This is a genomic window from Sphingomonas benefaciens (assembly GCF_052907485.1).
Genome location: NZ_JBREIC010000001.1, coordinates 89,340 through 113,255, shown reverse-complemented (window position 1 = coordinate 113,255; position 23,916 = coordinate 89,340). Strand labels below are relative to the sequence as shown.

The following is a 23,916-nucleotide window of genomic DNA, read 5'->3' as shown; positions in this document are numbered from 1 at the left end:
TCGCGTTCCCCTTGCCCCTCCTGCTTGCGGGAGGGGCTGGCTCAGGGCAGCGCTTCGCCCGGCTCGACCCCCCACAAGTCGCGCGTCTCGACGAACGCCGCCTGGCCCTTGACGTCGAAGCGGCACCAACCGCCGGCGCACTGGCTCAGCCGCCCGACCACGCCGGGCTCCGCCCGCCACATCAGCCGGGCGCCGGGAAACGGCCGCTCGCGCATTTCGATCGGCCGACCGCCCTTGACGATCGCGGTCCGCCGCTCGCTGAGCAGCGCCGCGAGCATCCAGCCCTGCGTACCGTCCGGGTCCTCGACCTTGCGCCATTCCTTGAACGCGGCGAGCACCCGCACCGGCAGATCGGGCCGCTGGTACAGCCAGCTTGCCGGATAGCTGCGTGCCGGGCCGGTCCGCATCCGCGCGCGCCCGGCGGCGATGGAGCCGTAATAAGGCATGGCCTTCTTGGTCTCGGCGGCGATCGCCGCCCCACCCTGCCCGACCGGCAGCATCGCCGCCGGCGCTAGCATCGCGACCGCGGCGATCGTGAACGCCAAATGCCGCATCGTCCCTGTCCTTTCCCTGCAAGTCGCCTGCATAGCGCCGGTCCCGGCGGCATCAACCATCCGTTGACGCGCCGGCTCCCAATCGCCAAGCCATGCCGCACGATGCCGGACACCCGCCGCTGCCCCAACCCGAAAGTCGTCGTCACCCGCGAGTTGGCGGAAGGCGTGATGACGCGGCTAGAGGCGCTGTTCGACACCACCAACAATCGCGGCGACGCCAAATTGACCCGCGACCAGCTCGCCGCGGCGATGGCCGACTGCGATGTGCTCGTGCCGACCGTCACGGACGAGATCGACGAGCGATTGATCGCCGAAGCCGGCGCGCGGCTGAAGCTGATCGCCAATTACGGCGCCGGCGTGAACCATATCGCGCTCAGGGCGGCGCGGGCGCGCGGCATCATCGTCACCAATACCCCCGGCGTGCTGACCGAGGATACCGCCGACATGGCAATGGCGCTGATCCTTTCGGTGCCGCGACGGCTGGCGGAGGGCGAGAAGCTGGTCCGCTCCGGCCAGTGGCATGGCTGGAGCCCGGGCGGCATGCTCGGCCATCGCATCGGCGGCAAGACGCTCGGCATCGTCGGCATGGGCCGCATCGGCCAGGCGGTGGCGCGGCGCGCCCGCGCCTTCGGCCTGGCGATCCACTATCACAACCGCCGCCGCCTGCCCGCGGTGGTCGAGGCGGAACTGGGCGCGGTCTTCCACCCGGACATCGATACGCTGCTCGCGGCCGCGGACATCGTCTCGATCCACACGCCGCTCAACGCCGACAGCCGCATGCTGATCGACCGCCGCCGCCTCTCGCTGATGCGGCCGCACGTCTATCTGATCAACACCTCGCGCGGCGGCATCGTCGACGAGGTCGCGATGGTCGAGGCGCTCGAGGCCGGCCGCCTCGCCGGCGCCGGGCTCGACGTCTGGGAACATGAGCCGCGCATCGATCCACGGCTGCTCGCCCTGCCCAATGTGGTGATGACCCCGCACATGGGCTCCGCCACGGTCGAGGGTCGGGTGGCGTCGGGCGAGCGGGTCATCCAGAACATCCGCATGTGGGCCGACGGCCACCGGCCACCCGACCAGGTACTCGACGGCTGGGCCTGACGCCAGGATCGGCGCCACCCACCAAATCCTTTTGCGACAAAAGCTTGCCGGGCGGAACCGATCGCTGCGCCGCAGCATTCGTGGGGCTCCCCCATCAGCAAAGGATGTTTGTGATGACCATCAAGTTCGGCGCGGCTTCCGCCGCCCTGCTCGTCGCCGCCACTCTTGTGTCCGGTTGCTCGACCTTGAAGGGCGCGGGAATCGGCGCTGCGGGCGGGGCCGGCGTCGCCGCCGCGACCGGCGGCAGCGTCGAGAAAGGCGCGGCCGTCGGCGGCACCGCAGGAGCGGTGGTCGGCACCGTCGCCAAGTAACATGGGGCGGGAGCCGACAGCCTCAACCCGGCTCCCGCCTCGCCAATGACCCGGCACGGGCCAGGTCTTTCGGTCGCCCGAACAGGCGCAGAAGCGCTAGCAGCTCTTCGCGCTCCGGCACGAATACCGTCGATCCGTCCACCATGATCCGCTGACGCGAAATCGGAGTGACGTCGTGCCACGTGTTCTGCACGGCTACGCAAAACCCCGCCATAACCTCGACCGGCAGCGGCAGCCCGTCCCAGCGCGCAAATACAGCCGAATGGAACAACGGGTCGGGAGCCATCGCCATCGGCCGGATACCGAGCCGCGACAGCAGCCCGCCGACAATATTCGCGTCGACCAGCAGATCGACGTCACGCACCCTGCCGGCATCGCCACCGTGCAAGGCGACAGCGGCGCTACCGATGATCCACCAGCCGTCCGGATCGGCCGCCATCGCCGCCGCGACGGCGCAGAGCGTCGCACGCAGCGGAGGCGGCATCGCCGTGATCAATCGCCCGTCAGGATGCGATCGACCAGCTGTTTGACCGTCGGCACGAAGCCGTTCGAGTAGAACGGGTCCTTCTTGAAATTATAGGCGGCGTGGCCGGCGAACATCAGATTGTTGTCGACGTCGCCGCCATGCGCGATGTCCTGCAGCGTCTTCTGGATGCAGAAGCTGCGCGGGTCGGCGAGCCGCCCGGTCGAGTTGGTCTCGGTGTCCGCCCAGCTCGAGAACAGGCATTGCGACAGACAGCCCATGCAATCGGCCTGATCCTTGCGGATTTCCTTGGCCTCCTCCGGCGTCACGAACACCAAGGTATTGTCCGGCGTCTTCAGCGCCATGGTGAAGCCGTGGCCGAACCATTCCCGCGCGCGCAGCAGGTCGCCGCGCGTCACCCAGAAATTCTTGCCCTTCACGCCGACGTCGAGCTGGAAGACATGGTCGCCCGCTTCCTGCGTCGAAAAGGCGATCTGCCGCTCCGACCGCGCCTCCAGCGCGCGCAGGAACGGGTTGCGCACCGCTGACGAATAGAAGCCGGTCGGCGAGAAGCGGTGCAGCAGCACGCCGCCTTCCTCGATCTGGGTCAGCTGCGCCTTCCACGCATCGGGGATCGGGCTTTCCTGCGTCAGCAGCGGGCGCGTGCCATATTGGAAGGCGATCGTGCCGAGCTCCGGATTGTCGATCCAGTCGTTCCAGTCGCGCAGATACCAGACGCCGCCGGCCATCACGATCGGCGTCGTGTCGGGGATGCCGCCCTCGCGCATCGTCTCGCGCAATTCCTTGACGCGCGGATAGGGATCCTGCGGCTTCAGCGGGTCTTCGGCGTTGGACAGGCCGTTGTGGCCGCCGGCCAGCCAGGGGTCCTCATAGACAACCGCCGCCAGCCAGTCCGCCGCCTTGGAATAGGCGCGCTTCCACAGGGCGCGGAAGGCCCGGCCAGACGAGACGATCGGCAGGTAGCTGACCTGATAGGAGGCCGCGATCTCCGACAATTTATAGGGCATGCCGGCGCCGCAGGTGACACCCGCCACCAGCCCGCGGGTGCGCTCCAGCACGCCGTGCAGCACGCGCTGCGCGCCGCCCATCTCCCACAGCACGTTGATGTTGATCGCACCCTTGCCGCCGGCGATGTCGAACGCGCGCTTGACCTGCTGCACCGCGCCTTCGATCGCATATTCGATCAGTTCCTCGTGCCGCTCGCGGCGGGTCAGCGCGCGATAGATCTGCGGAATGATCTTGCCGTCCGGATCGTAGCTGTCGGCGTTGACCGCCGATACCGTGCCGATCCCGCCCGCCGCTGCCCAGGCACCGGCCGAGGCGTGATTGGTCGCCGCCACGCCCTTGCCGCCCTCGACGAGCGGCCAGACTTCGCGGCCATTATAGACGATCGGCTTCAGGCCCTTGAACACAGGAAACGGCACCTCTCAGGGATAATCCGCGAGCCTATATCCGAAAGTTCCGGCGATGCGAAGAAATTGCGCTACCGTGGCAGATAGGACGCAGTGCCAGACGGCGGCGGATCGCGATGACGCTCTGCAAATGCCGTGGCGTGGCCCGCCGATCCGCAGCGGCGCGACATCGCGGCGGCGACAGGGCCGCACCACTGTACCTTGGCCGACGACGGCCGGCGCGGAACCGGCCGGGCCCATCGGCCACCCCGGCGCTCGCCGGGATGACCGGTATCGGTCGTTCAGATCGTCGGCTCAGCGTATGATCGCCTCGCCGATCAGGATGACGCCGTCCGCCATCACCTTGGCAAGGCCGGTCGCAGCGACCATCAGCGCGGTCGCGACCACCGCCACCACGCCATATTCCCCGACATGTTTGATCGTAGTCATGGCCCATCCTCTCCAAAAGGAGCCGGGCCCACGTGTATCCGGGGTGTCCCGGCGCGAGAATGATGGACCTTTTTCGGCCGAATGCAAGACAATCCGTCATTGCGCTGCAGCAAGGTTGCCGGGGCAATCACTTTTCGACTTCCGACGGCAAGCACAGCGCAGGCACCGGCTTGCATCAGAAGGGCGCCGAAACTTGAACGCGGCAAAGGACAGCACAGATGACCGATGCCGTTTCGGCAAATGCAGCTGCCAAAGGGGTTCCGCGTCCGGAACTGATCTCGTCGGTGACAGCTTTCCGCCGGGGCAACACGCATCGCGAGGAAGTGCGACCTCAGCCGAACACCCCGGGTTGGCCGAGCGCATTGGCGTAGAGCGCCTTGTACCGCGCGATCATCACGCCTTCGTCGAATTCGGCCCGTGCCTTCGCCTGATTGGCCGCGCCGACCCGCGCGCGCAGGTCCGCGTCGGCGACCAGCGGCCGCAAGGCGTCGCGCAGCCGCACCTCGTCCATCCCCTCCGCGATGAACGGCAGGTTTTCCGCCGCCACCATCTGCTTCAGATCGCCGACCGGTGTGCTCGCCACCGGCAGGCCCGCCGCCATCGCTTCGATGACGCTGATCGGCTGTTGTTCGCTCCGCGACGACAGCGCGACGATGTCGAAGGACCGCAGAAAGCGGTAGGGCCGGTCGAGGAAGCCCGGCATCACCAACCGGTCGGTCAGCGCCATCCGCGCCGCCGCCTGCGCGATCGCCTCGCGCTCCGGCCCCTCACCGACGATGACCAGCCGCACCCGCTGCGGCAGGCCACCGCAGGCGCGGACCAGCATCGGCAGGTCCTTGACCTCGCGCAGCCCGGCGAGCGCGCCGATCACCACCTCCTGCGCGTTGCGGACGAAGCCGGGGATGGCGCGCGGATCGGGTTTGGCGGCATAGGCGTCGGTCGCGATGCCGTTGGCGATCCGGTAGACGCGCGCGCGCGGCTGCTTCCAGGTCCGCAGCGCGATGTCCTCCAGCACGAAGGACGGCACGACCAAAGCATTGGCGGCGGCCAGCGCCACCCGCCGGTACATGTTGCGCTCGACCTTCAGCCCGCCGGCCTCGTCGGCGTTGAAGCCGTCCTCGTGGTGGATCAGCGGCGGCGCGCCCTTGGCGAACACCCGGCGCGCCATCACGCCGTCGATCGCCCCCCAATTGTAGGTCAGCACCAGATCGAAGCCGCGCATGAACCGGGCCAGCGCCTCGTAGCGCGCGACCGACGGCCGCCCGGTCAGCGCCGGCGCGTCCTGCGCGATCTCGTAGCGGATGCCCTTGGCGATCGCCGCCCGCGCGCCGAGTTGGTCGGGCACGCTCGACACGATGACGTGGCGCGCGGTGTCGCCGAAGGCGTTCATCAGCCGCACCGCCCGCGCTTCCTTGCCGCCGAGGTTGAAGCTGGAATGCAGGTGCAGGATGCGGATCGGGCGGGCCATGATGCGGCCCCTTAGCCGAGCCGCGTCCGATTGCCCAAGCCTCTGCGCAAAGCGACCCGGATCACGCCAGCGCCGGCACGACCGGGTTCGCCGCCACCCGGCGGAACGGCAGCCGCCGCCCCTCGACAATCGACCGCCAGGCCCATTCCACCGGCGCGATGAGGAAATGGCGCAGGTAGAGGTTGGCGGCGACCAGCAGCAGCAGGTCGACCGCCACCGACAGCGCCATCAGCGCCGCCCAGCCGAATTGGCCGTACAGGCCCAGCCCGAACGGTGGGAACAGCAGCCACGACATGATGATCGTCTGGCAGACGTACAGCGTCAGCGCGGTTCGCCCCGCCGCGACGAACGGCCGCATCAGCGCGCTGCCCGCCAGCAGGTTGATCGCGCCGAGATGCCCCAAGGTCATCAGGATGCGCGCGCCCTCATAGGTCGCCCAGCCGATATGCGGCTGGCCGTCGAAGCGCATCATCGCCAGCGTCGCCGCCAGCCGCAGGCCACCGCCGATTAGCCAGCCGGTCGCCGTCATCCCCCAGTAGAAGCGCCGGCTGCGGCCGCCCTGCAGGATGCCGAGCTTGAACAGCGCCGCGCCGATCAGCATCACCGACGCCGCCTCCCAGATCGCGCCGATCTCCATCGCGCCCAGCCGCTCGCGGTTCATCGCCCATTGCCCGCGCACCCATTGCCATGGGGTGCCGCGACCATAGGCATCCTCGGCGACGATCTTCGCCTGCGTCTCCGCCTTGTTCCTGGCGCGCTGCGTCGCGCGCTTGCGGATGTCGGCGAGCATCGTCGTCTGCGCCTTGGTCAGCGTCTGCCCCGCCGCGAGCTTACCGGTCAGTTCGATCCGCTGCGTCTCGCTGGCATGGGTATAGACGATCCCGACCGTGCCGCCGACCGCATTGAGCGCGGTCAGCAACAGTCCGATCGTCAGCAGCCAGCGCGCCGCCAGCCCGCGGAAGGCACAGGCGACCATCGCCGCCACCGCATAGGTGTGGAGGATGTCGCCCGGCCACAGCAGCAGAAACATGTGCGCCATGCCGAACAGCCACAGCACCAGATTGCGCCAGCCATAGCGCTTCAGCACGCCCCAGCGCCCCTCGGCCGCGCGCGCCATCCGGTCGGTCAGGATCAGCATGCCGGCCCCGAACAGCATTTCGAGCAGGCAACGAGCCGTGCCGTCCGCGAGAACGTTGCGCAGCAGCCAGGCCGCCCGGTCGAGCCCGCTCCAGCCCAGATGCCGCACCTCCGCCCCCGAGGCGGTCATGGATGCGCCCATGTCGTTGACGTTCATGAACAGGATGCCGAGGATCGCCACCCCGCGCGCGATGTCCAGCACCGGAATGCGCGGCGCGCCGTCCGGCTCCACCGCCCCGCCCGCAATCACGTCCGTCGCCATTGGCCCGTGCCCCGATTTCCCGTGAACGGGTGTATCAGTCTGATAATACGCTGTCTACGCGACCTGGTTTAGCAGCCGGTCGATCGGCTGCCGCAAGCCCTCTTCGCCCAACGTCGGCGCGTGGCCGATGCCGGGCAGGGTGACCAACTCTGCGCGGTCGAGCGCCGCGGCCATCCGTTCCGCGACCGACGCCGCCAGCACGTCGGACCGCTCGCCTCGCACCAGCAGCGTCGGCACGTCGCGCAGGTGCGCCAGCGCCGCCCACAGATCGGGCGGCGCTTCATTGCCCGGCGCACGAAACGGCTCGGCGATCTTCAGGTCGTAGTCGGGTACGATCCGCCCGCTGCTGGTCAGCCGGTACAGCCTTTTGGCCATCGCCAGCCAATCCTCGATCTGCCAGTCCGGATAGACGTCGGCGTTCGAGTCCCAGACGCTGCGCGCCGCGTGCATCCAGGTCGGACAGCTGCCGCCCTTGCCGACATAGCCGCGGATGCGGGCAAGGCCGGCGGGGTCGATCTCCGGCCCGACGTCGTTGATCAGCGCCGCGGCGATGTTCGCGCCCGCCGCCGCCAGCAACATGGTGACGATCCCGCCCAAGGAGGTGCCGATCGCCACGAAGCGGTCGATGCCCTGCTCGGCGAGCAGCGCCTGCACGTCCGCGACATAGGTCTGCGGCACGTAGCTCATCGGGTCCTTGGCATATTCGCTGCGCCCGCGACCGCGGAAATCGACCGCCAGCACGCGCCACGCCCCCGCCAGGCGCGTCGCCAGCGCATCATAGTCGCGGGCGTTGCGGGTCAGGCCGGGAAAGCAGAGGATCGGCGGCTTGGCCGCATCCCCCGGATAATCGCGATAATGCAGCTTCAGCCCGTCGGCGGACATCCAGTAGCAGTTTTGATACGCGTTCATGCCTTGCGCCCCCGGAGTCGCGGCCTCCATATCCACGCATGCCCCCTGCCCCGCAAGCCTATCGCCCCGCCACCGCCCTGCTCGATCTCGGGCCGACCTTCTGGGACCCGGTCGAGGGCGCGAACTTCCCCGGGACGATCGTGCGGTATCGCAACGACCGCGCCGCGGCGGAGGTCGGCCTGGCCGATCTCGACGACGCCGAATGGGTGCGGCACTTCGGGCGCTTCGCGCCGCTGCCGGACACGCTGCCGCAACCGCTGGCGCTACGCTATCACGGCCATCAGTTCCGCTCCTACAATCCCGACATCGGCGACGGCCGCGGCTTCACCTTCGCACAACTTTACGACCGTGCCGGCCGGCTGATGGACCTCGGCACCAAGGGGTCGGGCCAGACTCCCTACAGCCGCTTTGGCGACGGACGCCTGACGCTGAAGGGCGGCGTGCGCGAGATCCTGGCGACCGAGATGCTCGAGGCGCTCAACGTGCCGACCAGCCGCACGCTGTCGCTGATCGAGACGGGCGAGGAGCTCGTTCGCGGCGACGAGCCTTCGCCGACCCGCTCGGCGGTGCTGGTCCGGCTCAGCCACGGCCATATCCGCATCGGCACCTTTCAGCGCCTTGCCTATGAGCAGGACGAGGACGGGATGCGCGCGCTCGTCGGCTACGTGCTGCGCCGGCTCTACGGCGAAGAGTCCGACGATCCGATCCGCCTGCTCGACCATGTCGTGCGCCGCACCGCGACGCTCGCGGCGCGCTACATGGCGGCCGGCTTCGTCCACGGCGTGCTCAACAGCGACAATATCAACGTCACCGGCGAAAGCTTCGACTACGGCCCGTGGCGGTTCGCGCCGAGCTGGGACCCCAATTTCACCGCCGCCTATTTCGACCAGACCGGCCTTTATGCCTTCGGCCGCCAGCCGGAGGCGATCCATTGGGACGTGATGCAGCTCGCCGCCTCGCTCAGGCTGGTGGCGGAGAGCGAGCCGCTGATCGAGACGCTGCAGACCTTCGCGTCCCATTACCAGCCGGCGATCGCCGACGCCTTGCTCTGGCGGCTCGGCGTCGTGCCGCGCGGCGCGGAGCCGGACCGCGCCTTGGTCCAGACGCTCGAACGCGCGCTGCGCACCACCGCCGCTCCGCTCGACCGCACCTTCTTCGATCTGTTCGGCGGTACCGTGCCGGCGAGCTACGATGCGGCCTGGGACGGATTGCGCGCCGCACTCGCTGATTATCGGCCGCGCAAACCCAGCGACCATCCCTATTGGCAGGGCGAACCCTGTGCGATGCTGATCGACGAGGTCGAGGCAATCTGGGCACCAATCGCGGACAGCGACGACTGGTCGCGCCTCCACGCCAAGGTCGACGCGATCCGCCAGATGGGCGAGGCACTGGCTTGAGGTGCCGTTCCAGCCCAAGACGTCATTCCCGCGAAGGCGGGAATCCGGACGCGCAGGTCAGTCGATTGCCCGCATCGTTTGCGTCTCTGGATCCCCGCCTGCGCGGGGATGACGATGGTGGGTAGCGCTCTCCCCCAGGCAAGCTTCCCCAACCCGGGACACCCCGCCCCACACCCACCTTGCCGCCATGCCGCCCATCCCCTAACCGACATCGCTTGAGCGAGAGAGGTTTATGAGCGAGATCATCTCCCACGAACCGGCGACGGGCGCGGAGCTGTGGCGTGGCGCGATCGGCGACGTCGATGCGGAGGTCGCCGCCGCGCGCAGCGGCTGGGCACCCTGGGCCGCGCAGCCGCTGGCGGTGCGGATTGAGACGATGCGCCGCTTCGCCAATGTCGTACGCCAGCGCCACGACGAGTTCAGCGAACTGCTCGCCCGCGAAACCGGCAAGCCGTTGTGGGAAGCGCGTACCGAGATCGACACGGTGATCGCCAAGGTCGACATCTCGGTCACCGCTTATGCCGAGCGCACCGCGCAGCGCCGTCTCGATTCCCCGATGGGCAGCCGCATGGCGCTGCGCCACAAGCCGCATGGCGTGCTCGCGGTACTCGGCCCCTATAATTTTCCCGCGCATCTGCCCAACGGCCATATCGTCCCCGCCCTGCTCGCCGGCAATGCGATCGTGTTCAAGCCGTCGGAAAAGACCCCGGCGACCGGCGCCTTTCTGATCGACTGCTACCGCGCCGCCGGGGTGCCGGCGGAATGCGCCCGCGTCGTCATCGGCGGCCCTGCGGAGGGCAAGGCGCTCGCCGATCATCCCGACATCGACGGCCTGCTGTTCACCGGCTCGGCACGCACCGGCATCGCGCTCAACCGCGCCTTCGCCGCCAAGCCGGAGAAGATCCTGGCGCTGGAGATGGGCGGCAACAATCCGATCATCGTCTGGGACACGCCAGACCTGCACGCCGCCGCGGTGCTGGTCATCCAGTCCGCCTTCACCACCGCCGGCCAGCGCTGCACCGCCGCGCGCCGGCTGATCGTCGACAGCAAGCTCTACGATCCGCTGATCGACACGATCAACCAGATGGTCGGCCGGCTGATCGTCGGCAGCCCGTTCGACGATCCGCAGCCGTTCATGGGCCCGGTGATCGACAATGCCACCGCCGACATGCTCACCGAGAGCTTCCTTGCGCTGCTGATGCGCGGCGGCCGGCCGATCCGCCATCTGGAACGCCTGTCGGACGACAAGCCGTTCCTGATGCCGGCGATGATCGACACCACCGACATGGCGGAACGCCCTGACATCGAATTGTTCGGCCCGATCTTGCAGGTGATCCGCACCGACGATTTCGACGCCGCGATCGCCGAGGCGAACAACACCCGCTACGGCCTTTCCGCCTCGCTGATCAGCCAGACGCCGGCGCTCTACGACCGCTTCTGGGCCAATGTCCGCGCCGGCATCGTCAACTGGAACCGCCCGACCAACGGCGCCAGCTCCGCCGCCCCGTTCGGCGGCATCGGCTGGTCGGGCAACCACCGGCCCAGCGCCTATTACGCCGCCGATTATTGCGCCTATCCCGTGGTCAGCAACGAGGCGGACGCGGCGCGGGCCAATATCGGCATCGGCCTGCGCGACGCGTGACCTGAGGCTTCACGCAAGTTCGGCTACCCCATTGGAAAGCATCCCTGCATTGCCCGGTCGGGCGGTGCGGCCCATTTTCCAACATCATGGCTACGCTTCTCGATCCGAGCGCCCGCGGGCGCGTCATCCTCGTCGGTGCGGGTCCGGGTGATCCCGGCCTGCTCACCGTCCGCGCGGTCGAGGCGTTGCGCCGCGCCGACGTCGTCGTCCACGATGGACTGATCGACCCGCGGGTGCTGAATCTCGCACCGCCCGCCGCCCAGCGCATTTCGGTAGCGAAGAGCCGGGCCCGCCACACTTTACCGCAGGACGCGATCAACGCATTGATTGTCGCGCATGTGAAGACCGGCAGCGTCGTCGTCCGGCTGAAGGGCGGCGATCCGTTCATCTTCGGTCGCGGCGGCGAAGAGGTGGAGGCGGTGCGTGCCGCCGGCCTGCCCGTCGAGGTGATCCCCGGCGTTTCCGCGGCGCTCGGCTGCGCGGCGGAGGCGATGCTGCCCCTCACCCATCGCGATCATTCCAGCGCAGTCAGCTTCGTTGCCGGTCAATGCAAGGGCTTGTCTGAACAGGATTGGTCTGGCCTCGCCGGCCAGGGCCGTACGCTCGTCATCTACATGGGCGTCGCGACTGCCGGGGACATCGCCGACAAATTGATGGCCGACGGCGTCGCGCCCGACATGCCGGTTGCGGTGCTCGAACGCGGCACGCTCGCGGGCAGCCGTGCGCTGCGCACTCTGCTCGCCGATCTCGGGCCGATGGTCGCCCGCGAGGCCGTGAAGAGCCCGGCGATCATCGTCGTCGGCGAGGTCGTCGAGCTGTCTGACGCCGAGGACAAGCTCGCGCGCTGGGCGCGCGTCGCCGAAGGCATGGCGGCATGAGGCTGCTGACCGGCAACGATCTGGCGAGCGGCGACGTGGTCTGGTGGAACGGCCAGGGCTGGTCGCGCCATGTCGAGGATGCGGTCGACGTGGGCGCTGGCGGCGAGGCGATCCTGCGCGCCGAGGAGGGCGCACGGCGCGTCAACGTCCCTTATCTGATCGACGCGACCGCGACGGCGGACGGCCCCCGGCCCGCCCATATCAAGGACCGCATCCGGGCGCTCGGCCCGACCGTCCGCCCCGACCTAACGCTCAAGCCTGCCGATCCGCAGGCGGGCAGCTGGGTGATCTGACCCGGACATCCGCCCCGGACGTCCGCTCCGCAGGGGTGGAAACGTCCGCCAGCGCAACGGGTGAGGAAGCCCCCTTCGCCACCGCCCTTGGGCGGCGGTCCCCTCTCCGCCAGCGGGAGGACTTTGGAAGAAGATCGCATGTACAAGTACGACGAATATGATCAGAGCATCGTCGACGCCCGCGTCGAGGAATTTCGCGATCAGGTGGAGCGCCGCCTCTCGGGCCAGCTGTCCGAGGACCAGTTCAAGCCGCTGCGGCTGATGAACGGCCTTTATCTGCAGCTGCATGCCTATATGCTGCGCGTCGCCGTCCCCTATGGCACGTTGGACAGCCGCCAGATGCGCATGCTCGCGCATATCGCGCGCACCTATGATCGCGGCTACGGCCATTTCACGACGCGTCAGAACATCCAGTTCAACTGGATCAAGCTCGCCGATACGCCCGACATCCTCGCCGAACTGGCGAAGGTGGAGATGCACGCCATCCAGACCAGCGGCAATTGCATCCGCAACATCTCCGCCGACCAATATGCCGGCGCGAGCGCCGACGAGGTCACCGATCCGCGACCCTGGGCGGAACTGCTCCGCCAGTGGAGCACCTTCCACCCCGAATTCAGCTATCTGCCGCGCAAGTTCAAGATCGCGGTAATCGCGGCCGAGGAGGATCGCGCCGCGATGCGGCTGCACGACATCGGCATCCGGCTGGTCGAACGCGATGGCGAAGTGGGCGCGCAAATTTATGTCGGTGGCGGCATGGGGCGCACGCCGATGATCAGCCATCTGATCCGCGACTTCGTGCGTGCCGACGAGCTGATGAGCTATCTAGAGGCGTGTCTACGTGTCTACAACCGCTACGGCCGGCGCGACAATATCTACAAGGCGCGGATCAAGATCCTGCTGCACGAGATCGGTGCCGACGAATACCGCCGCCAGGTCGAGGAGGAGTTCGCCGCGGTGAAGCTGCTCGGCATCGACCCGCCGGTCGCCGAGCTCGAGCGCATCCAGGCGATGTTCGCGCCGCCGGCTTTCGAGACGCATCTGCCGACCGAGGTCGACCGCAGCGATCCCGATTTCGCCGTCTGGCTCGACCAGAATGTCCGCCCGCACAAGGCGCCGGGCTATGCGATCGTCAACGTCAGCCTGAAACCCGCCGGCGGCATACCCGGCGACGCCTCTGCCGATCAGATCGCCTTGCTCGCCGATCTGGCAGAGTCGTTTTCCTTTAATGAGTTACGTGTAACTCACGCCCAGAACATCGTCCTGCCGCATGTTGCTATGCGTGACCTTCGGGAACTTTGGCAGCGGCTGGTCGACGGTGGCCTCGCCGAACCCAATCTCGATCTGATCACCGATATCATCGCCTGCCCCGGCCTCGACTATTGCAGCCTGGCCAATGCCCGCTCGATCCCGCTGGCGCAAAAGATCGCTACCCGCTTCGCCGATCGCGACCGCCAGCGCGAGCTCGGCGAGCTGAAGCTCAAGATCTCGGGCTGTATCAACGCCTGTGGCCATCACCATGCCGGCCACATCGGCATCCTCGGCGTCGACAAGAAAGGCACCGAAAACTACCAGCTGTCGCTCGGCGGATCGGGAGCAGAGGACGTCAGCCTCGCCAAGATCACCGGCCCCGGCTTCGACGAGGACGGCGTCGTCGATGCGATCGAGCGGGTCACCGACCGCTATCTCGCCGTGCGCGAGGCGGGGGAGCGCTTCCTCGACACCTATCGCCGCGTCGGCTTCGAACCGTTCAAGGAGGCCATCTATGGCTGATGCCCTGCTCCGCTTCCGCGACGACGAGCCGCATGACGAGCCCGCCGTCACCCTCGATGCCTTCCTCGGCCAGAGCAACGCCACCGCCGTACGGCTGGAGGCGGGGGAGGATGCGCGCACGCTGTTGCCGCAGCTCGGCCAGCTCGCCCTGGTCGAGGTTAGCTTCCCGACGTTCCGCGATGGCCGCGGCTATTCCGCCGCCCGGATCCTGCGCGAGGCCGGCTATGCCGGCGAGCTGCGCGCGGCGGGTGACGTCTTGGTCGATCAGCTGCCGCTGATGCGCCGCTGCGGCTTCGACAGCTTCGCCCCCGAAGCGCCGATCGACGCAGACGTCCTCCGCCGCAGCCTCGATCGTTATGCCTATCGCTATCAGGCCGCGGCGGACGATGCGGTGCCGGTGTGGAAGCGGCGTCATGGCTGAGCCCTTGCGTGCCATCGACGTGATCGACGCCGCCCCGGCCTTTACCGAGGTGGATGCCGCAGCCCTCCGAGCTCGCTTTGCGAATGTCCCCGCCGCAGCGATGCTGGCAGAGCTGCTGACCGGTGAGCTGGCCGGGCGGATCGCCTCCGTCTCGTCGTTCGGCGCGGAATCGGCGGTGCTGCTCCACATGGTCGCCGCCATCGACCGCGACGTGCCCGTCATCTTCACCAACACGCAGAAGATGTTCGGCGAGACCCTCGCCTATCGCGACGAGCTCGTCGAACGGCTGGGGCTGACGGACCTGCGCGTCTTCCGCCCCGATCCGCGGTTGCTCGCCGCCAAAGACGCGACGGGCCTGCGCTGGTCCTACGATCCGGACGGTTGCTGCGACCTTCGCAAGGTCGAACCGTTGCGTCGCGCCCTCGCACCCTTCGACGCCTGGATTTCAGGTCGAAAAGGCTTTCAGGCCGGTACCCGTCGGGCGCTGCCGCGGTTCGAGATCGACGAGGGCCGGCTGAAGATCAATCCGCTCGCCGATTGGACCAAGACCGATCTCGATAGCTATTTCGCCGAGCACGAACTGCCGCGGCATCCGCTGGAGGCGGAAGGATATCTCTCGATCGGCTGTGCACCGTGCACCAGCAAGGTCAAGCCGGGCGAAGACCCTCGCGCCGGCCGCTGGCGTGGTTGGAACAAGGTCGAATGCGGCATCCACGTCGCGCACCCGCCGGGCGACGACCCGGTCTTCTGATCCTGTCCGTACCGTCGAACGACAAACGGGGACGACCGTGATGGTTGCCCCCGCCCTGTCCGCCTTGCAGCAACCCGTCAGTTGGTCGTGACGGTCGTGGTCGTCTTCTCGGTCACCGCCGGCCGCGTCACCGCTTTGCGGTGAATCACGCGCTTGACCGTCCGGCGCGGCGTCGCCGCCCGCGTGGTGCTCGCCGCGGCAGTCCGCGTCGTCTCGGTAGTAACGGTGGTCACCGGTTGCGGCTGGGGCTGGGGCTGGGGCGTCGCGGCCGCCAAGCGCGCGGCGGCGGCGTCGGATGCGGCTGACTGTGCCGCGGCCTCGGCGGCTGCGGCACGGGCACGTGCTGCGTCCGCCTCCTGCTGCGCCGCTGCGGTAGTCTCCGCCGCTGCGGCGACGGTCGCCGCCTGCGTCTGCGCCTGCTGCTTCTGCGACAGGCCGATCGCCGTGTCGGCCAGTTCGGAGGCACGATGCGCGTCGGCGATTGCCTGTTCCTTGTGACTGCCCTTCAGGTCGTCTTCCGCCGCGCGCAGCGCCGCCTGCGCCTGCGCGACCATCCGCGGCACCTCGCCGGCGGCATTGAGCGTGCTCAGCGTTTCAACCTTGCCGCGCGCCTCGGCGATCGCGGCGCGGGCGCGGTCGGTCTTGCCTTCCGCCAGAGCCGGGCTAGCCGCCAGCACCAGACCGGACAGGGCCGTGGCGCACACCAGAATCCTACGCATGATTGCTCCTCCTAGGATGAACTGGGCGAGCAAACGTGTCGATGAAGCGCCCGGTTCCCGCGCCGGTCGGAGTCAATAGCCCGCATAATCCGAGAAGCGCGTGATCGTCGGATCGAACTTCAACACCACTTTGCCCGTCGCACCATGGCGTTGCTTGGCGACGATCAGCTCCGCCAGACCATAGACCCGCTCCATGTCGGCGGCCCATTTGGCGTGATCTTCGAAGATCTTGGCCTCGTCGCCCTCCATCGGCCGCTTGGGCTCGCGCTGCGCGGTGTAATAATCCTCCCGGAACACGAACCATACCATGTCGGCGTCCTGCTCGATCGACCCCGATTCGCGCAGATCCGACAGCATCGGCCGCTTGTCCTCACGGCTTTCGACCGCGCGGCTGAGCTGCGACAGCGCCAGCACTGGGACGTTCATGTCCTTGGCCAAGGTTTTCAGACCGCGGCTGATCTCCGAGATTTCCTGAACCCGGTTCTCGTTGCTACCCTTGCCGCTGGTCAGCAGCTGCAGATAGTCGACGACGACCAGCCCGATCTCGTTATTGTGCCGCCGCTGCAGCCGCCGGACGCGGGTATGCAGCGCACTGATCGACAGGCCGCCGGTATCGTCGATGAAGAACGGCAGGTTCTCCAGTTCCGCCGCCGCGGCGGCGAGCTGACCGAACTCCGCCTTGCTGATCTTACCCATGCGCAAATTTTCGGAGCTGATCCCCGACTGCTCGGCCAGAATACGCGTCGCCAGCTGGTCGGCGCTCATTTCAAGGCTGAAGAAGGCGACCTTGGCGCCGACCGATTCGCTCGGCGGGATGCCGTCCGCCATGTCGCGCATCCAGCGCCGTGCGGCGTTGAAGGCAATGTTGGTGGCGAGCGAGGTCTTGCCCATGCCGGGACGGCCAGCGAGAATCATCAAGTCCGAATGATGCATGCCGCCGATCTTGGCGTTGACCGAGTCGAGGCCAGTGGTGACGCCCGACAGGTTGCCGCCCGAGTTGAGCGCGCGCTCCGCCATCTTGACCGCCATGGTCGTCGCCTGCGCGAAGCTCTTGATCGAATTTTCAACCCCGCCATCGCCGGCGACCTTGTACAGCTCCTCCTCGGCCGCCTCGATCTGCGCGCGCGGATTGACCTCTTCCGACGTGTCCATCGCCCGCTCGACCAGGGTCCGGCCGACGCTGACCAGCGCGCGCAACATCGCCAGATCGTAGATCTGCGTCGCGAATTGGCGCGCACCGATTAGGCCGGCGCCCGAACTGGTCAGCTGCGCCAGATAGGCCGGGCCGCCCAACTCCCTCATCCCCTCGTCCGCCTCGAACATCGGGCGCAGCGTGACCGGCGTTGCCAACATGTCGTTGGAGCGTAGCGTCTTGATCGCGGCGAAGATGCGGCCGTGCACCGGCTCGTAGAAGTGCACCGGCTCCAGCCGGTCGACGAGATCGTCGGCCAACCGGTTGTCGATCATCATCGCGCCCAGCATCGCCGCTTCCGCCTCGACGTTGCGGGGCAGGTGGAGGGGTTCCGCCGCAGCCGCGGGGGTCGGAAATGCCAGAGTCGCCATCGGCCATCCTTACTCTGTCCGGCGGGCTGCCGACAAACTCGGAATTGTCGTGGGCGACCAAGCCCTCTATCGGGCGACGATGGCCGACCCGCGGATCATCGCCATCGACATCGACGAAACCAGCATCGGCTGGCGATCGGCGGATGTCGAGCAGGAGCGGCGGATCGCGATCTTCGACCTGCTGGAGGACAATCACTTTGCCCCGCAACGGGTGCATGCCGACGGCTATGCCGGGCCTTATCGCGTCAGGCTCGAATCGGCGGAGGGGCGGCTCGGCCTGCACCTGCACCGTGCGGACGGCAGCCATTTGGAAACATTGGTCCTCGCGCTCGGCCGCTTCCGCCGGCCGATCAAGGACTATTTCGCGATTTGCGACAGTTACTATCAGGCGATAAGGGCGGCCACCCCGCAACAGATCGAGACCGTCGACATGGCCCGCCGCGCCATTCACAATGAGGCCGCCGAATTGCTGCGCGAGCGGCTGGCCGGAAAGATCGATGTCGATTTCGACACCGCACGGCGGCTGTTCACGCTGATCTGCGTCCTGCACCTGCGCGGCTGATGGCGTACGGCATCCTCAAGGCGGCGGCGGTCCTGGCGGCGGTGGGTGCGATCGGTGTCGGCGGCTGGAGTTACGCGACCAACTGGCATCCGGCCGCGTCGCAATATCCGCTGCAGGGCATCGACCTCGAAGCGACGCCGGGTCCCGTCGAGTGGGGGACCGTACGGGCGCGGGGGGCGGACTTCGCCTATCTCGTCGCGACGATCGGTGGGGATCAGCGCGACCCGACCTTCGAAGCGAATTGGGCCGCGTTGCCGGAGGCGGGGCTGCGTCGCGGCGCCGTGCACGTCTTCTCGCTCTGCCAGGCGGCCACGGATCAGGCCAATGCCTTCAACGCCTTCGTTCCGCGAACGCAGGACGCCTTACCGGTGGCGGTCGACGTGTCCTTCCACGACGATTGCGCGGCACGACCGGAGCGCGAGGCGGTCGTGGCCGAGCTCGGGCGCTTCATCCGCATGGTCGAGGCGCATACCCGCAAGCCGGTGATGCTGCGGGTCGCCCGACCGGTCGAGCGCGCCTATCAACTCACGGCGGCGATCGACCGGCCGGTCTGGTCGAGCGCCACCTTCTTCACCCCAGCCTATGCCGCGCGGCCGTGGCGGATGTGGCGCGCCAGCGACATCCGCCGGATCGACGGCATCGAAGGCCCCGTCAATTGGGACGTCGTCACACCATGACCGAGACCGAAACCGCCACCCGGCTGATCGCCGCCGCCCGCGAGGCAGCGGCGCATGCCCATGCCCCCTATTCCCGGTTCGCGGTCGGCGCGGCGCTGCTGATGGCCGACGGATCGCTGGTCACCGGCGCCAATGTCGAAAATGCCAGTTACGGCCTGTCGCTCTGCGCCGAGACGGTCGCGATAGCCACCGCCAGCGCTGCGGGACGGCTGCGCGACGTCGTCGCGGTCGGCGTGATCGGCGGCGCGATGGACCCCGCCGGTCGCGCCACCGGCGTGACGCCGGTCAGCCCGTGCGGCCGCTGCCGGCAGGTGCTGAACGAGGCGGCGCAACTCGGCGGGCGCGATCTGGTCGTCCATTGCGGTGCCGCAGAGGGCGACGCGATCGCGACCTACCGTCTGTCCGAGCTGTTGCCGCAGGCGTTCGGACCGGCCGATCTCGGCATCGGCTGATCCTCACTCGATCGTCCGGGTCACCCGGCCACCGGCATCCAACAAGGCGATACTGGGTCGACCATCGGCGGTGACCTGCAGGCGGAGCCGCGGCCGGCCGGCCGCATCGCCGAGTTCGAGTTGCGACGAGCCGTCCGCCTTGCGGCCGAGATAGGCGCGTTGCTGGAACTCGACATTGGCGTGACGGAAGGCGGCGCTGCGTGCCGGCTCCGGCAGCGCCATTGCCCGCGTCGTCGCGGCGATGTCCATCGGCCCGTCGGGATGATCGTTGACGATGACGCCGGCACGCCGTTTCGCCCCCTTCTCGTCGGTGAACAGCTGCACCGTCTGGTCTTGATGCCAGCGGTCGAAGGTTAGGCTGCCACCATTCGTTGGTTGGCCGTTCCGGATCCGGCCGTCGAAGATCAATCCGCCATTTTCCGATTCCTCGTCATTGTAGAACAGCATGCCGCCCTCCGTCCGAGTCGGGTGCGGGTGATCGCGGCCGTCGATGATGATGCCGGGCATGCGCTTGCTGCTGGCGATCACCATGCGCAGCTTGCCGTCGGGCTCGCGGACGTTGATCCGTTCGACGTCGAGCACCGACAGCCGGGCGCGATCCTCCGCCGCGCCGCCGAGCGCGAGCCACGCCGCCATGCCGGTCATCACCGCGGCATAGCCGCCCCAAGCCCGCGACGCATCGATCCGCATCTTACCTCTCCTCTGCCTCGGCCCGCGAGGCTAGCAGCGATCGGCGACCGGCGCATGCTTGCCCTCGATGGCCATTCCGGCGAAGAGGCGCACGGTTCGCCTCGGAGATTTGCGCCCATGTCCATCCTGTCCGACCGCTGGATCCGCCGCGCCGCACAGGAGCAGGCGATGATCGAGCCGTTCGTCGAGGCGCAGCGCCGCGACGGCTGCATCAGCTACGGCCTGTCGTCCTATGGCTATGACGCGCGCGTCGCCGACGAGTTCAAGATCTTCACCAACGTCGACAATGCCCTGGTCGACCCCAAGGACTTTGCCTCGAACAGCTTCGTCGACCGCAAGACCGACGTCTGCATCATCCCGCCGAACAGCTTCGCCCTGGCCCGGACGGTGGAGTATTTCCGCATCCCGCGCGACGTGCTGGTCATCTGCCTGGGCAAGTCGACCTATGCCCGGTGCGGGATCATCGTCAACGTCACGCCGCTCGAGCCGGGCTGGGAGGGGCATGTCACGCTCGAATTCTCCAACACCACGCCCCTTCCCGCAAAAATCTACGCCAACGAGGGCGCCTGCCAGTTCCTGTTCCTGCAGGGCAACGAGCCGTGCGAGATCAGCTATGCCGACCGGGCGGGCAAATATATGGGCCAGCGCGGGGTAACCCTGCCCAAGCTGTGAGCCGCGAGCTTCCAGTTAAGGCTGCAAGCCGCTGAACGACGGTCGAATATGGGCGAGTCTTGACAGATTTGACGCCTGAACGGGGAATCTCCCCCTCCCCGCCAAGGGCGGCTGGTTCTAGGATCGCCATGAGAAAGAGCGGGCGCGTGCATCTGTGGCACACCCCGCTCTTGTAGGACAGCGTCGATCAGCGGACGGCGAGCGCCGTCAGCTTCGCCAGGCCGCGTGCGGCGACGTCGTGCGACGAAAGCACGGTCCCGTCGGGCATGTCCATCGCGACCTTCGGCCGCTCCATCACCGCGCCATAGAGCGCGCGAGCTTCGCCGGTTCGCCCCGCCCGCCCGTACAGCGCGGCAAGGTTGAGCATCAGTTCCGGGCGATCGGGGAATATCCGCCGCTCGGCCTCGATCTGCTTGGCCGCGGACGCGTAATCGCCGGCGGCGATGGCTTGATAGCCGGTACGATCCTGCGCCAGCGCCGGGGTCGCCAGCGCGGCGCCGCAGGCAAGGATCGTCATCGTCCTGATCGTCATGGCATCGTCTCCTCTCCACCATCGCGGCAGGTTTCATTTTTGTGACACTAACGTGTCACTTTGGAGACAAGCACGCAACCGCCGAAGTTGGTGCGTCGGGCGACGGACGGCGGTTCGCCGGCGTCGGGCCCATACGAAAAGGGCGGCCCCTCACGGGACCGCCCTGAAAGCGACATCTGATCGGGATCGATCAGAAGTCGTTGCGATACTGCTCGTTGCCGATGAAGCCGAGCTTGGTCACGTTGGAGCGCTTGATGATCGCCAGCGTCTCGTCGACCTTTTCGTACTTGGCGGCCGGATCGGGCTGGAAGTGCAGCTCCGGTTCCGGATTCATGCCAGCTGCCTGGTCGAGATACTGGCGCAGCGTGACCTGATCGACCGGGGTGCCGTTCCACGACACCGTACCGGCAGGATCGATCGAGATCTTGTTCTTCTGCGGATCAACGGGCGGCTTCTGCTGCCGCGGGTCGTTGACCGGCAGGTCGACCTTGACCGCGTGGGTCGGGATCGGAAGGGTAATGATGAACATGATGAGGAGCACGAGCATGACGTCGATCAACGGCGTCGTGTTCATTTCCATCATCGGCTCGCCGTCGTCGCGGCCACCACTCATTGCCATGCGGGTCTACTCCAGTCCTGGCCGCAGCTTACGCGCCGCCGCCGGCGGGCGGCTGCGAGATGAAGCCGACGCGCGCGAAGCCCGCCTGCTGCATCGTGAAGATCGTACCGCCGATGCAGCGATACGGGGTGTTCACGTCACCGCGGATATGCGCTTCCGGCAGTTCGAGCGCCGGATTGCCCGGGCCGCCCTGGCGGTCGATCTCGGCCTTGAGCTTGGCGACCGCACGGTCCAGCAGTTCCTTGCTGGTCACCGGCGCCGTGCCCCAATAGACCGCGCAGCTGCCGTCCGGCTTGGTCGATACCGAGAGGGATACGTTCTCGGGCTTGGTCACCGTCGGGTCGAAGCGGACTTGCGGCAGCTTGATGCCCTTGACGGTCTGAATCGCGACCGGGACCGCGATCAGGAAGATGATCAGGAGCACCAGCATCACGTCCACGAGGGGCGTGGTGTTGATGTCCGACATCGGTTTCTCGGGGTCGCCCCCGCCAGCACTCATCGCCATGCGCGATTCATCCTATCCATTCTTTCGGCCGGCACCTGATCGAGCCGACCATGGGGTGCAGGGCGGCACGACGCCGCCCCGCCCCTTTTGTTTTACGCGCGGGTCTGCACGCCACCGGCCTGGCCGGCGGTCGTGGTCGCAGCCGCCGGCTTCACCGGCGCCTTCGGAGCCGCACCGGCGATCGACGGACGGACGTTGCCGCCCGAAGCCAGGTAGCCGAGCACGTCGTTCGAGAAGGCCGACAGGTCTTCCGCGATCGACTTGTTGCGGCGCTGCAGCCAGTTGTAGGCGAGCACGGCCGGAACCGCGACGACCAGACCAAGCGCGGTCATGATCAGCGCCTCACCGACCGGGCCGGCAACCTTGTCGATCGACGGATCGCCCGACGCGCCGATCTTGATCAGCGCGCGGTAGATGCCGACCACGGTGCCGAACAGACCGATGAACGGTGCGGTCGCGCCGACGGTCGCGAGGAACGCCAGACCACCGCCCAGCTTCGAGTTGATCGCCGCTTCCGAACGGGCGAGTGAACCGTGCAGCCAGTCGTGCGCCTCGACCGGGTCGGTCAGCTTGGCGTGCTGGTCCTGCGCCTGCAGGCCGTCGTCGACGAGCTGCTTGTAGGCCGAGTTCTTCTCGAGCTTGGCCGAACCTTCACGCAGGTTGCTCGACTGCCAGAAGCCCTGACGGACGCGCTTCGCCTGGTTCAGGATCTTCTGCTGCTCGAAGAGCTTCGAGAACAGGATGTAGAAGGAAACGACCGACATCAGGACCAGGATGGAGAACACCGACTGCGAGATCAGGCCGCCTTCCTTCAGCGCCTGCTGCAGACCGAACTGGTTCTCGGCGGCTGCGGTACCGCCCGCCGCGAGGATGGTGGTGAGCATGTGAGTAATCCCTCTCGTTCAATTTGCTAGTCGGCGGCCCCGTATCGGCGGGGCCGCCGCGAAGATCATTCGTTCTCGAGCTGCCAGCGCACGCCGCGCAGCGCATAGGTGGATTCGATCGGATTGCCGCTCGGATCCTTGGCCGGATTGAACCGGCCGTTGCGCTTCGCGAGGTTGCACGTCGCGTTGTCGAGGTCCGAGTTGCCGCTGGACGAGGTCACCGAACAGGCGGTGACACGACCATTGGTGCCAATCGTCACCGACACGCTGACCCGGCCTTCCGCACCGGCGCGACGCGCCGCGGGCGGATAGCTGTCCTGCGGGAACCAGTCGCCCTGGTTGCCGCGCGGGCTGACCGGCGTTGCCACCCGCGGCGGGGCGGGCGGAGCGGCCGGCGGCGCCGGCGGCGCCGGCGGCGCAGCGATCGGCGTCAGGTTGATCGACGGCGGCGGAGTCGTCACCGTTTGAATCACCACGGGCGGCGGATTCGGATTCTGCACGATCGGCGGCGGCGAGACAACCGGCGGCGGCGTCATCGGCGTATCCGGCGGCGGCGGCGGTGGCTCATCCGGCGGCGGGGGCGGCGGCTCTTCCACGTCGAACGTGTTAAGCTTTTCTTGGGCCTTCTTCACGAAATTGGTCGCGAGACCAGTGACGAAGGCATAGCCCAGTGCAGCATGGATCAGCGCGACGATGACGATCGCGACCACCCTGCCACCGGACATCTTCTGGTCAGCATAGGCCATTCAGCAACGACACTCCCTAATTCTCAGACAACCACGTGTCCCGGGGGGAAAACGCGTGCAGTCCCTGCCGCGGCCT

General features: G+C 67.7%; 28 protein-coding genes. 13 read left to right on the top strand and 15 right to left on the bottom strand.

The window, feature by feature from the left end; translation table 11 throughout:
• Positions 1 to 41: 41 nt before the first annotated feature.
• Complete coding sequence (locus ACU5AX_RS00540) at positions 42 to 554, bottom strand: SH3 domain-containing protein (protein WP_198353206.1); 513 nt, start codon at positions 552 to 554, stop codon at positions 42 to 44.
• Positions 555 to 656: 102 nt separating this feature from the next.
• Between ACU5AX_RS00540 and ACU5AX_RS00535 the strand changes: the two genes are divergently transcribed.
• Together ACU5AX_RS00535 and ACU5AX_RS00530 are read left to right on the top strand one after the other, a co-directional pair.
• Positions 657 to 1,655 carry a 2-hydroxyacid dehydrogenase gene (locus ACU5AX_RS00535; protein WP_446689224.1) on the top strand — a complete coding sequence of 333 codons (999 nt, stop codon included), beginning with the start codon at positions 657 to 659 and terminating at the stop codon, positions 1,653 to 1,655.
• A 113-nt stretch (positions 1,656 to 1,768) separates the two neighbouring features.
• Positions 1,769 to 1,966, top strand: coding sequence for a hypothetical protein (locus ACU5AX_RS00530; RefSeq protein WP_198353208.1), 198 nt, complete (start codon positions 1,769 to 1,771; stop codon positions 1,964 to 1,966).
• Between the two features lie 22 nt (positions 1,967 to 1,988).
• Here the strand turns inward: ACU5AX_RS00530 and ACU5AX_RS00525 are convergent, their stop codons facing one another.
• From ACU5AX_RS00525 to ACU5AX_RS00500, 6 genes are all read right to left on the bottom strand, one after another.
• Positions 1,989 to 2,462: a hypothetical protein gene (locus tag ACU5AX_RS00525; RefSeq protein ID WP_446689223.1), complete on the bottom strand. Its 474-nt coding sequence runs from the start codon at positions 2,460 to 2,462 to the stop codon at positions 1,989 to 1,991.
• Positions 2,459 to 3,862, bottom strand: a complete 1,404-nt coding sequence (locus ACU5AX_RS00520; protein ID WP_198353453.1) for an NAD(P)H-dependent flavin oxidoreductase — start codon at positions 3,860 to 3,862, stop codon at positions 2,459 to 2,461. The genes ACU5AX_RS00525 and ACU5AX_RS00520 overlap by 4 nt, the downstream gene beginning before the upstream one ends.
• A gap of 294 nt (positions 3,863 to 4,156) precedes the next feature.
• Positions 4,157 to 4,291 carry a hypothetical protein gene (locus ACU5AX_RS00515; protein WP_269769648.1) on the bottom strand — a complete coding sequence of 45 codons (135 nt, stop codon included), beginning with the start codon at positions 4,289 to 4,291 and terminating at the stop codon, positions 4,157 to 4,159.
• 331 nt (positions 4,292 to 4,622) lie between these two features.
• The gene (locus ACU5AX_RS00510; protein ID WP_446689222.1) at positions 4,623 to 5,759 is read right to left on the bottom strand and encodes a glycosyltransferase family 4 protein; all 1,137 of its coding nucleotides are present in this window, start codon (positions 5,757 to 5,759) and stop codon (positions 4,623 to 4,625) included.
• Between the two features lie 61 nt (positions 5,760 to 5,820).
• On the bottom strand, positions 5,821 to 7,158 hold the full coding sequence (locus tag ACU5AX_RS00505; RefSeq protein WP_446689221.1) for a DUF418 domain-containing protein: 1,338 nt from the start codon (positions 7,156 to 7,158) through the stop codon (positions 5,821 to 5,823).
• Positions 7,159 to 7,212: 54 nt separating this feature from the next.
• Positions 7,213 to 8,067: an alpha/beta fold hydrolase gene (locus ACU5AX_RS00500; protein WP_446689220.1), complete on the bottom strand. Its 855-nt coding sequence runs from the start codon at positions 8,065 to 8,067 to the stop codon at positions 7,213 to 7,215.
• Between the two features lie 38 nt (positions 8,068 to 8,105).
• Between ACU5AX_RS00500 and ACU5AX_RS00495 the strand changes: the two genes are divergently transcribed.
• From ACU5AX_RS00495 to ACU5AX_RS00465, 7 genes are all read left to right on the top strand, one after another.
• Positions 8,106 to 9,464, top strand: coding sequence for a protein adenylyltransferase SelO family protein (locus ACU5AX_RS00495; protein ID WP_446689219.1), 1,359 nt, complete (start codon positions 8,106 to 8,108; stop codon positions 9,462 to 9,464).
• A gap of 232 nt (positions 9,465 to 9,696) precedes the next feature.
• Positions 9,697 to 11,106 carry a succinylglutamate-semialdehyde dehydrogenase gene (gene astD, locus ACU5AX_RS00490; protein WP_198353214.1) on the top strand — a complete coding sequence of 470 codons (1,410 nt, stop codon included), beginning with the start codon at positions 9,697 to 9,699 and terminating at the stop codon, positions 11,104 to 11,106.
• A gap of 86 nt (positions 11,107 to 11,192) precedes the next feature.
• Positions 11,193 to 11,984, top strand: a complete 792-nt coding sequence (gene cobA / locus ACU5AX_RS00485; protein WP_446689218.1) for a uroporphyrinogen-III C-methyltransferase — start codon at positions 11,193 to 11,195, stop codon at positions 11,982 to 11,984.
• A complete protein-coding gene (locus tag ACU5AX_RS00480) occupies positions 11,981 to 12,277 on the top strand; it encodes a DUF2849 domain-containing protein (RefSeq protein WP_198353216.1) in 297 nt (98 codons plus the stop codon). Before cobA ends, ACU5AX_RS00480 begins: the two co-directional genes overlap by 4 nt.
• 138 nt (positions 12,278 to 12,415) lie before the next feature.
• Positions 12,416 to 14,047 carry a nitrite/sulfite reductase gene (locus ACU5AX_RS00475; protein WP_446689217.1) on the top strand — a complete coding sequence of 544 codons (1,632 nt, stop codon included), beginning with the start codon at positions 12,416 to 12,418 and terminating at the stop codon, positions 14,045 to 14,047.
• On the top strand, positions 14,040 to 14,468 hold the full coding sequence (locus tag ACU5AX_RS00470; RefSeq protein ID WP_198353218.1) for a DUF934 domain-containing protein: 429 nt from the start codon (positions 14,040 to 14,042) through the stop codon (positions 14,466 to 14,468). The genes ACU5AX_RS00475 and ACU5AX_RS00470 overlap by 8 nt, the downstream gene beginning before the upstream one ends.
• On the top strand, positions 14,461 to 15,219 hold the full coding sequence (locus ACU5AX_RS00465; RefSeq protein ID WP_446689216.1) for a phosphoadenylyl-sulfate reductase: 759 nt from the start codon (positions 14,461 to 14,463) through the stop codon (positions 15,217 to 15,219). Before ACU5AX_RS00470 ends, ACU5AX_RS00465 begins: the two co-directional genes overlap by 8 nt.
• Positions 15,220 to 15,296: 77 nt before the next feature.
• On the opposite strand, the gene ACU5AX_RS00460 is transcribed toward ACU5AX_RS00465, so the two are convergent.
• Together ACU5AX_RS00460 and ACU5AX_RS00455 are read right to left on the bottom strand one after the other, a co-directional pair.
• Positions 15,297 to 15,938 carry a hypothetical protein gene (locus ACU5AX_RS00460; RefSeq protein WP_446689215.1) on the bottom strand — a complete coding sequence of 214 codons (642 nt, stop codon included), beginning with the start codon at positions 15,936 to 15,938 and terminating at the stop codon, positions 15,297 to 15,299.
• A gap of 72 nt (positions 15,939 to 16,010) precedes the next feature.
• Positions 16,011 to 17,501, bottom strand: a complete 1,491-nt coding sequence (locus ACU5AX_RS00455; RefSeq protein ID WP_198353221.1) for a replicative DNA helicase — start codon at positions 17,499 to 17,501, stop codon at positions 16,011 to 16,013.
• Positions 17,502 to 17,580: 79 nt separating this feature from the next.
• Between ACU5AX_RS00455 and ACU5AX_RS00450 the strand changes: the two genes are divergently transcribed.
• Genes ACU5AX_RS00450 through ACU5AX_RS00440 form a run of 3 tightly spaced genes read left to right on the top strand, consistent with a single transcriptional unit; the run spans position 17,581 to position 19,192 of the window.
• Positions 17,581 to 18,063, top strand: coding sequence for a UPF0262 family protein (locus ACU5AX_RS00450; RefSeq protein ID WP_198353222.1), 483 nt, complete (start codon positions 17,581 to 17,583; stop codon positions 18,061 to 18,063).
• On the top strand, positions 18,063 to 18,740 hold the full coding sequence (locus ACU5AX_RS00445) for a GH25 family lysozyme (RefSeq protein WP_446689214.1): 678 nt from the start codon (positions 18,063 to 18,065) through the stop codon (positions 18,738 to 18,740). Before ACU5AX_RS00450 ends, ACU5AX_RS00445 begins: the two co-directional genes overlap by 1 nt.
• Positions 18,737 to 19,192 carry a cytidine deaminase gene (locus ACU5AX_RS00440; protein WP_446689213.1) on the top strand — a complete coding sequence of 152 codons (456 nt, stop codon included), beginning with the start codon at positions 18,737 to 18,739 and terminating at the stop codon, positions 19,190 to 19,192. Before ACU5AX_RS00445 ends, ACU5AX_RS00440 begins: the two co-directional genes overlap by 4 nt.
• A gap of 3 nt (positions 19,193 to 19,195) precedes the next feature.
• On the opposite strand, the gene ACU5AX_RS00435 is transcribed toward ACU5AX_RS00440, so the two are convergent.
• Positions 19,196 to 19,882 (bottom strand): hypothetical protein, encoded by a 687-nt coding sequence (locus ACU5AX_RS00435; RefSeq protein ID WP_446689212.1) that lies wholly within the window; start codon positions 19,880 to 19,882, stop codon positions 19,196 to 19,198.
• Between the two features lie 117 nt (positions 19,883 to 19,999).
• On the opposite strand from ACU5AX_RS00435, the gene dcd reads away from it, so the two are divergent.
• Positions 20,000 to 20,554 carry a dCTP deaminase gene (gene dcd, locus ACU5AX_RS00430; RefSeq protein ID WP_198353225.1) on the top strand — a complete coding sequence of 185 codons (555 nt, stop codon included), beginning with the start codon at positions 20,000 to 20,002 and terminating at the stop codon, positions 20,552 to 20,554.
• A 187-nt stretch (positions 20,555 to 20,741) separates the two neighbouring features.
• Here the strand turns inward: dcd and ACU5AX_RS00425 are convergent, their stop codons facing one another.
• The 5 genes from ACU5AX_RS00425 to ACU5AX_RS00405 form a co-directional block, all read right to left on the bottom strand.
• Entirely contained in the window at positions 20,742 to 21,086 is a 345-nt protein-coding gene (locus ACU5AX_RS00425) for a tetratricopeptide repeat protein (protein WP_446689211.1), read from the bottom strand.
• 190 nt (positions 21,087 to 21,276) lie between these two features.
• A complete protein-coding gene (locus ACU5AX_RS00420; RefSeq protein ID WP_446689210.1) occupies positions 21,277 to 21,705 on the bottom strand; it encodes an ExbD/TolR family protein in 429 nt (142 codons plus the stop codon).
• A 28-nt stretch (positions 21,706 to 21,733) separates the two neighbouring features.
• On the bottom strand, positions 21,734 to 22,210 hold the full coding sequence (locus ACU5AX_RS00415) for an ExbD/TolR family protein (RefSeq protein WP_198353228.1): 477 nt from the start codon (positions 22,208 to 22,210) through the stop codon (positions 21,734 to 21,736).
• 92 nt (positions 22,211 to 22,302) lie between these two features.
• Entirely contained in the window at positions 22,303 to 23,094 is a 792-nt protein-coding gene (locus tag ACU5AX_RS00410; protein ID WP_198353229.1) for a MotA/TolQ/ExbB proton channel family protein, read from the bottom strand.
• A 65-nt stretch (positions 23,095 to 23,159) separates the two neighbouring features.
• Entirely contained in the window at positions 23,160 to 23,840 is a 681-nt protein-coding gene (locus tag ACU5AX_RS00405) for an energy transducer TonB (protein WP_446689209.1), read from the bottom strand.
• Positions 23,841 to 23,916 lie beyond the last annotated feature (76 nt).

Bases quoted from the DNA above. Each gene is read 5' to 3' on its own strand.
- ACU5AX_RS00540 (WP_198353206.1), bottom strand. From the start codon at position 554: ATGCGGCATTTGGCGTTCACGATCGCCGCGGTCGCGATGCTAGCGCCG.
- ACU5AX_RS00535 (WP_446689224.1), top strand. From the start codon at position 657: ATGCCGGACACCCGCCGCTGCCCCAACCCGAAAGTCGTCGTCACCCGC.
- ACU5AX_RS00530 (WP_198353208.1), top strand. From the start codon at position 1,769: ATGACCATCAAGTTCGGCGCGGCTTCCGCCGCCCTGCTCGTCGCCGCC.
- ACU5AX_RS00515 (WP_269769648.1), bottom strand. From the start codon at position 4,291: ATGACTACGATCAAACATGTCGGGGAATATGGCGTGGTGGCGGTGGTC.
- ACU5AX_RS00510 (WP_446689222.1), bottom strand. From the start codon at position 5,759: ATGGCCCGCCCGATCCGCATCCTGCACCTGCATTCCAGCTTCAACCTC.
- ACU5AX_RS00505 (WP_446689221.1), bottom strand. From the start codon at position 7,158: ATGGCGACGGACGTGATTGCGGGCGGGGCGGTGGAGCCGGACGGCGCG.
- ACU5AX_RS00500 (WP_446689220.1), bottom strand. From the start codon at position 8,067: ATGAACGCGTATCAAAACTGCTACTGGATGTCCGCCGACGGGCTGAAG.
- ACU5AX_RS00495 (WP_446689219.1), top strand. From the start codon at position 8,106: ATGCCCCCTGCCCCGCAAGCCTATCGCCCCGCCACCGCCCTGCTCGAT.
- astD (WP_198353214.1), top strand. From the start codon at position 9,697: ATGAGCGAGATCATCTCCCACGAACCGGCGACGGGCGCGGAGCTGTGG.
- cobA (WP_446689218.1), top strand. From the start codon at position 11,193: ATGGCTACGCTTCTCGATCCGAGCGCCCGCGGGCGCGTCATCCTCGTC.
- ACU5AX_RS00480 (WP_198353216.1), top strand. From the start codon at position 11,981: ATGAGGCTGCTGACCGGCAACGATCTGGCGAGCGGCGACGTGGTCTGG.
- ACU5AX_RS00475 (WP_446689217.1), top strand. From the start codon at position 12,416: ATGTACAAGTACGACGAATATGATCAGAGCATCGTCGACGCCCGCGTC.
- ACU5AX_RS00470 (WP_198353218.1), top strand. From the start codon at position 14,040: ATGGCTGATGCCCTGCTCCGCTTCCGCGACGACGAGCCGCATGACGAG.
- ACU5AX_RS00465 (WP_446689216.1), top strand. From the start codon at position 14,461: ATGGCTGAGCCCTTGCGTGCCATCGACGTGATCGACGCCGCCCCGGCC.
- ACU5AX_RS00460 (WP_446689215.1), bottom strand. From the start codon at position 15,938: ATGCGTAGGATTCTGGTGTGCGCCACGGCCCTGTCCGGTCTGGTGCTG.
- ACU5AX_RS00455 (WP_198353221.1), bottom strand. From the start codon at position 17,501: ATGGCGACTCTGGCATTTCCGACCCCCGCGGCTGCGGCGGAACCCCTC.
- ACU5AX_RS00450 (WP_198353222.1), top strand. From the start codon at position 17,581: ATGGCCGACCCGCGGATCATCGCCATCGACATCGACGAAACCAGCATC.
- ACU5AX_RS00445 (WP_446689214.1), top strand. From the start codon at position 18,063: ATGGCGTACGGCATCCTCAAGGCGGCGGCGGTCCTGGCGGCGGTGGGT.
- ACU5AX_RS00440 (WP_446689213.1), top strand. From the start codon at position 18,737: ATGACCGAGACCGAAACCGCCACCCGGCTGATCGCCGCCGCCCGCGAG.
- ACU5AX_RS00435 (WP_446689212.1), bottom strand. From the start codon at position 19,882: ATGCGGATCGATGCGTCGCGGGCTTGGGGCGGCTATGCCGCGGTGATG.
- dcd (WP_198353225.1), top strand. From the start codon at position 20,000: ATGTCCATCCTGTCCGACCGCTGGATCCGCCGCGCCGCACAGGAGCAG.
- ACU5AX_RS00425 (WP_446689211.1), bottom strand. From the start codon at position 21,086: ATGACGATCAGGACGATGACGATCCTTGCCTGCGGCGCCGCGCTGGCG.
- ACU5AX_RS00420 (WP_446689210.1), bottom strand. From the start codon at position 21,705: ATGGCAATGAGTGGTGGCCGCGACGACGGCGAGCCGATGATGGAAATG.
- ACU5AX_RS00415 (WP_198353228.1), bottom strand. From the start codon at position 22,210: ATGGCGATGAGTGCTGGCGGGGGCGACCCCGAGAAACCGATGTCGGAC.
- ACU5AX_RS00410 (WP_198353229.1), bottom strand. From the start codon at position 23,094: ATGCTCACCACCATCCTCGCGGCGGGCGGTACCGCAGCCGCCGAGAAC.
- ACU5AX_RS00405 (WP_446689209.1), bottom strand. From the start codon at position 23,840: ATGGCCTATGCTGACCAGAAGATGTCCGGTGGCAGGGTGGTCGCGATC.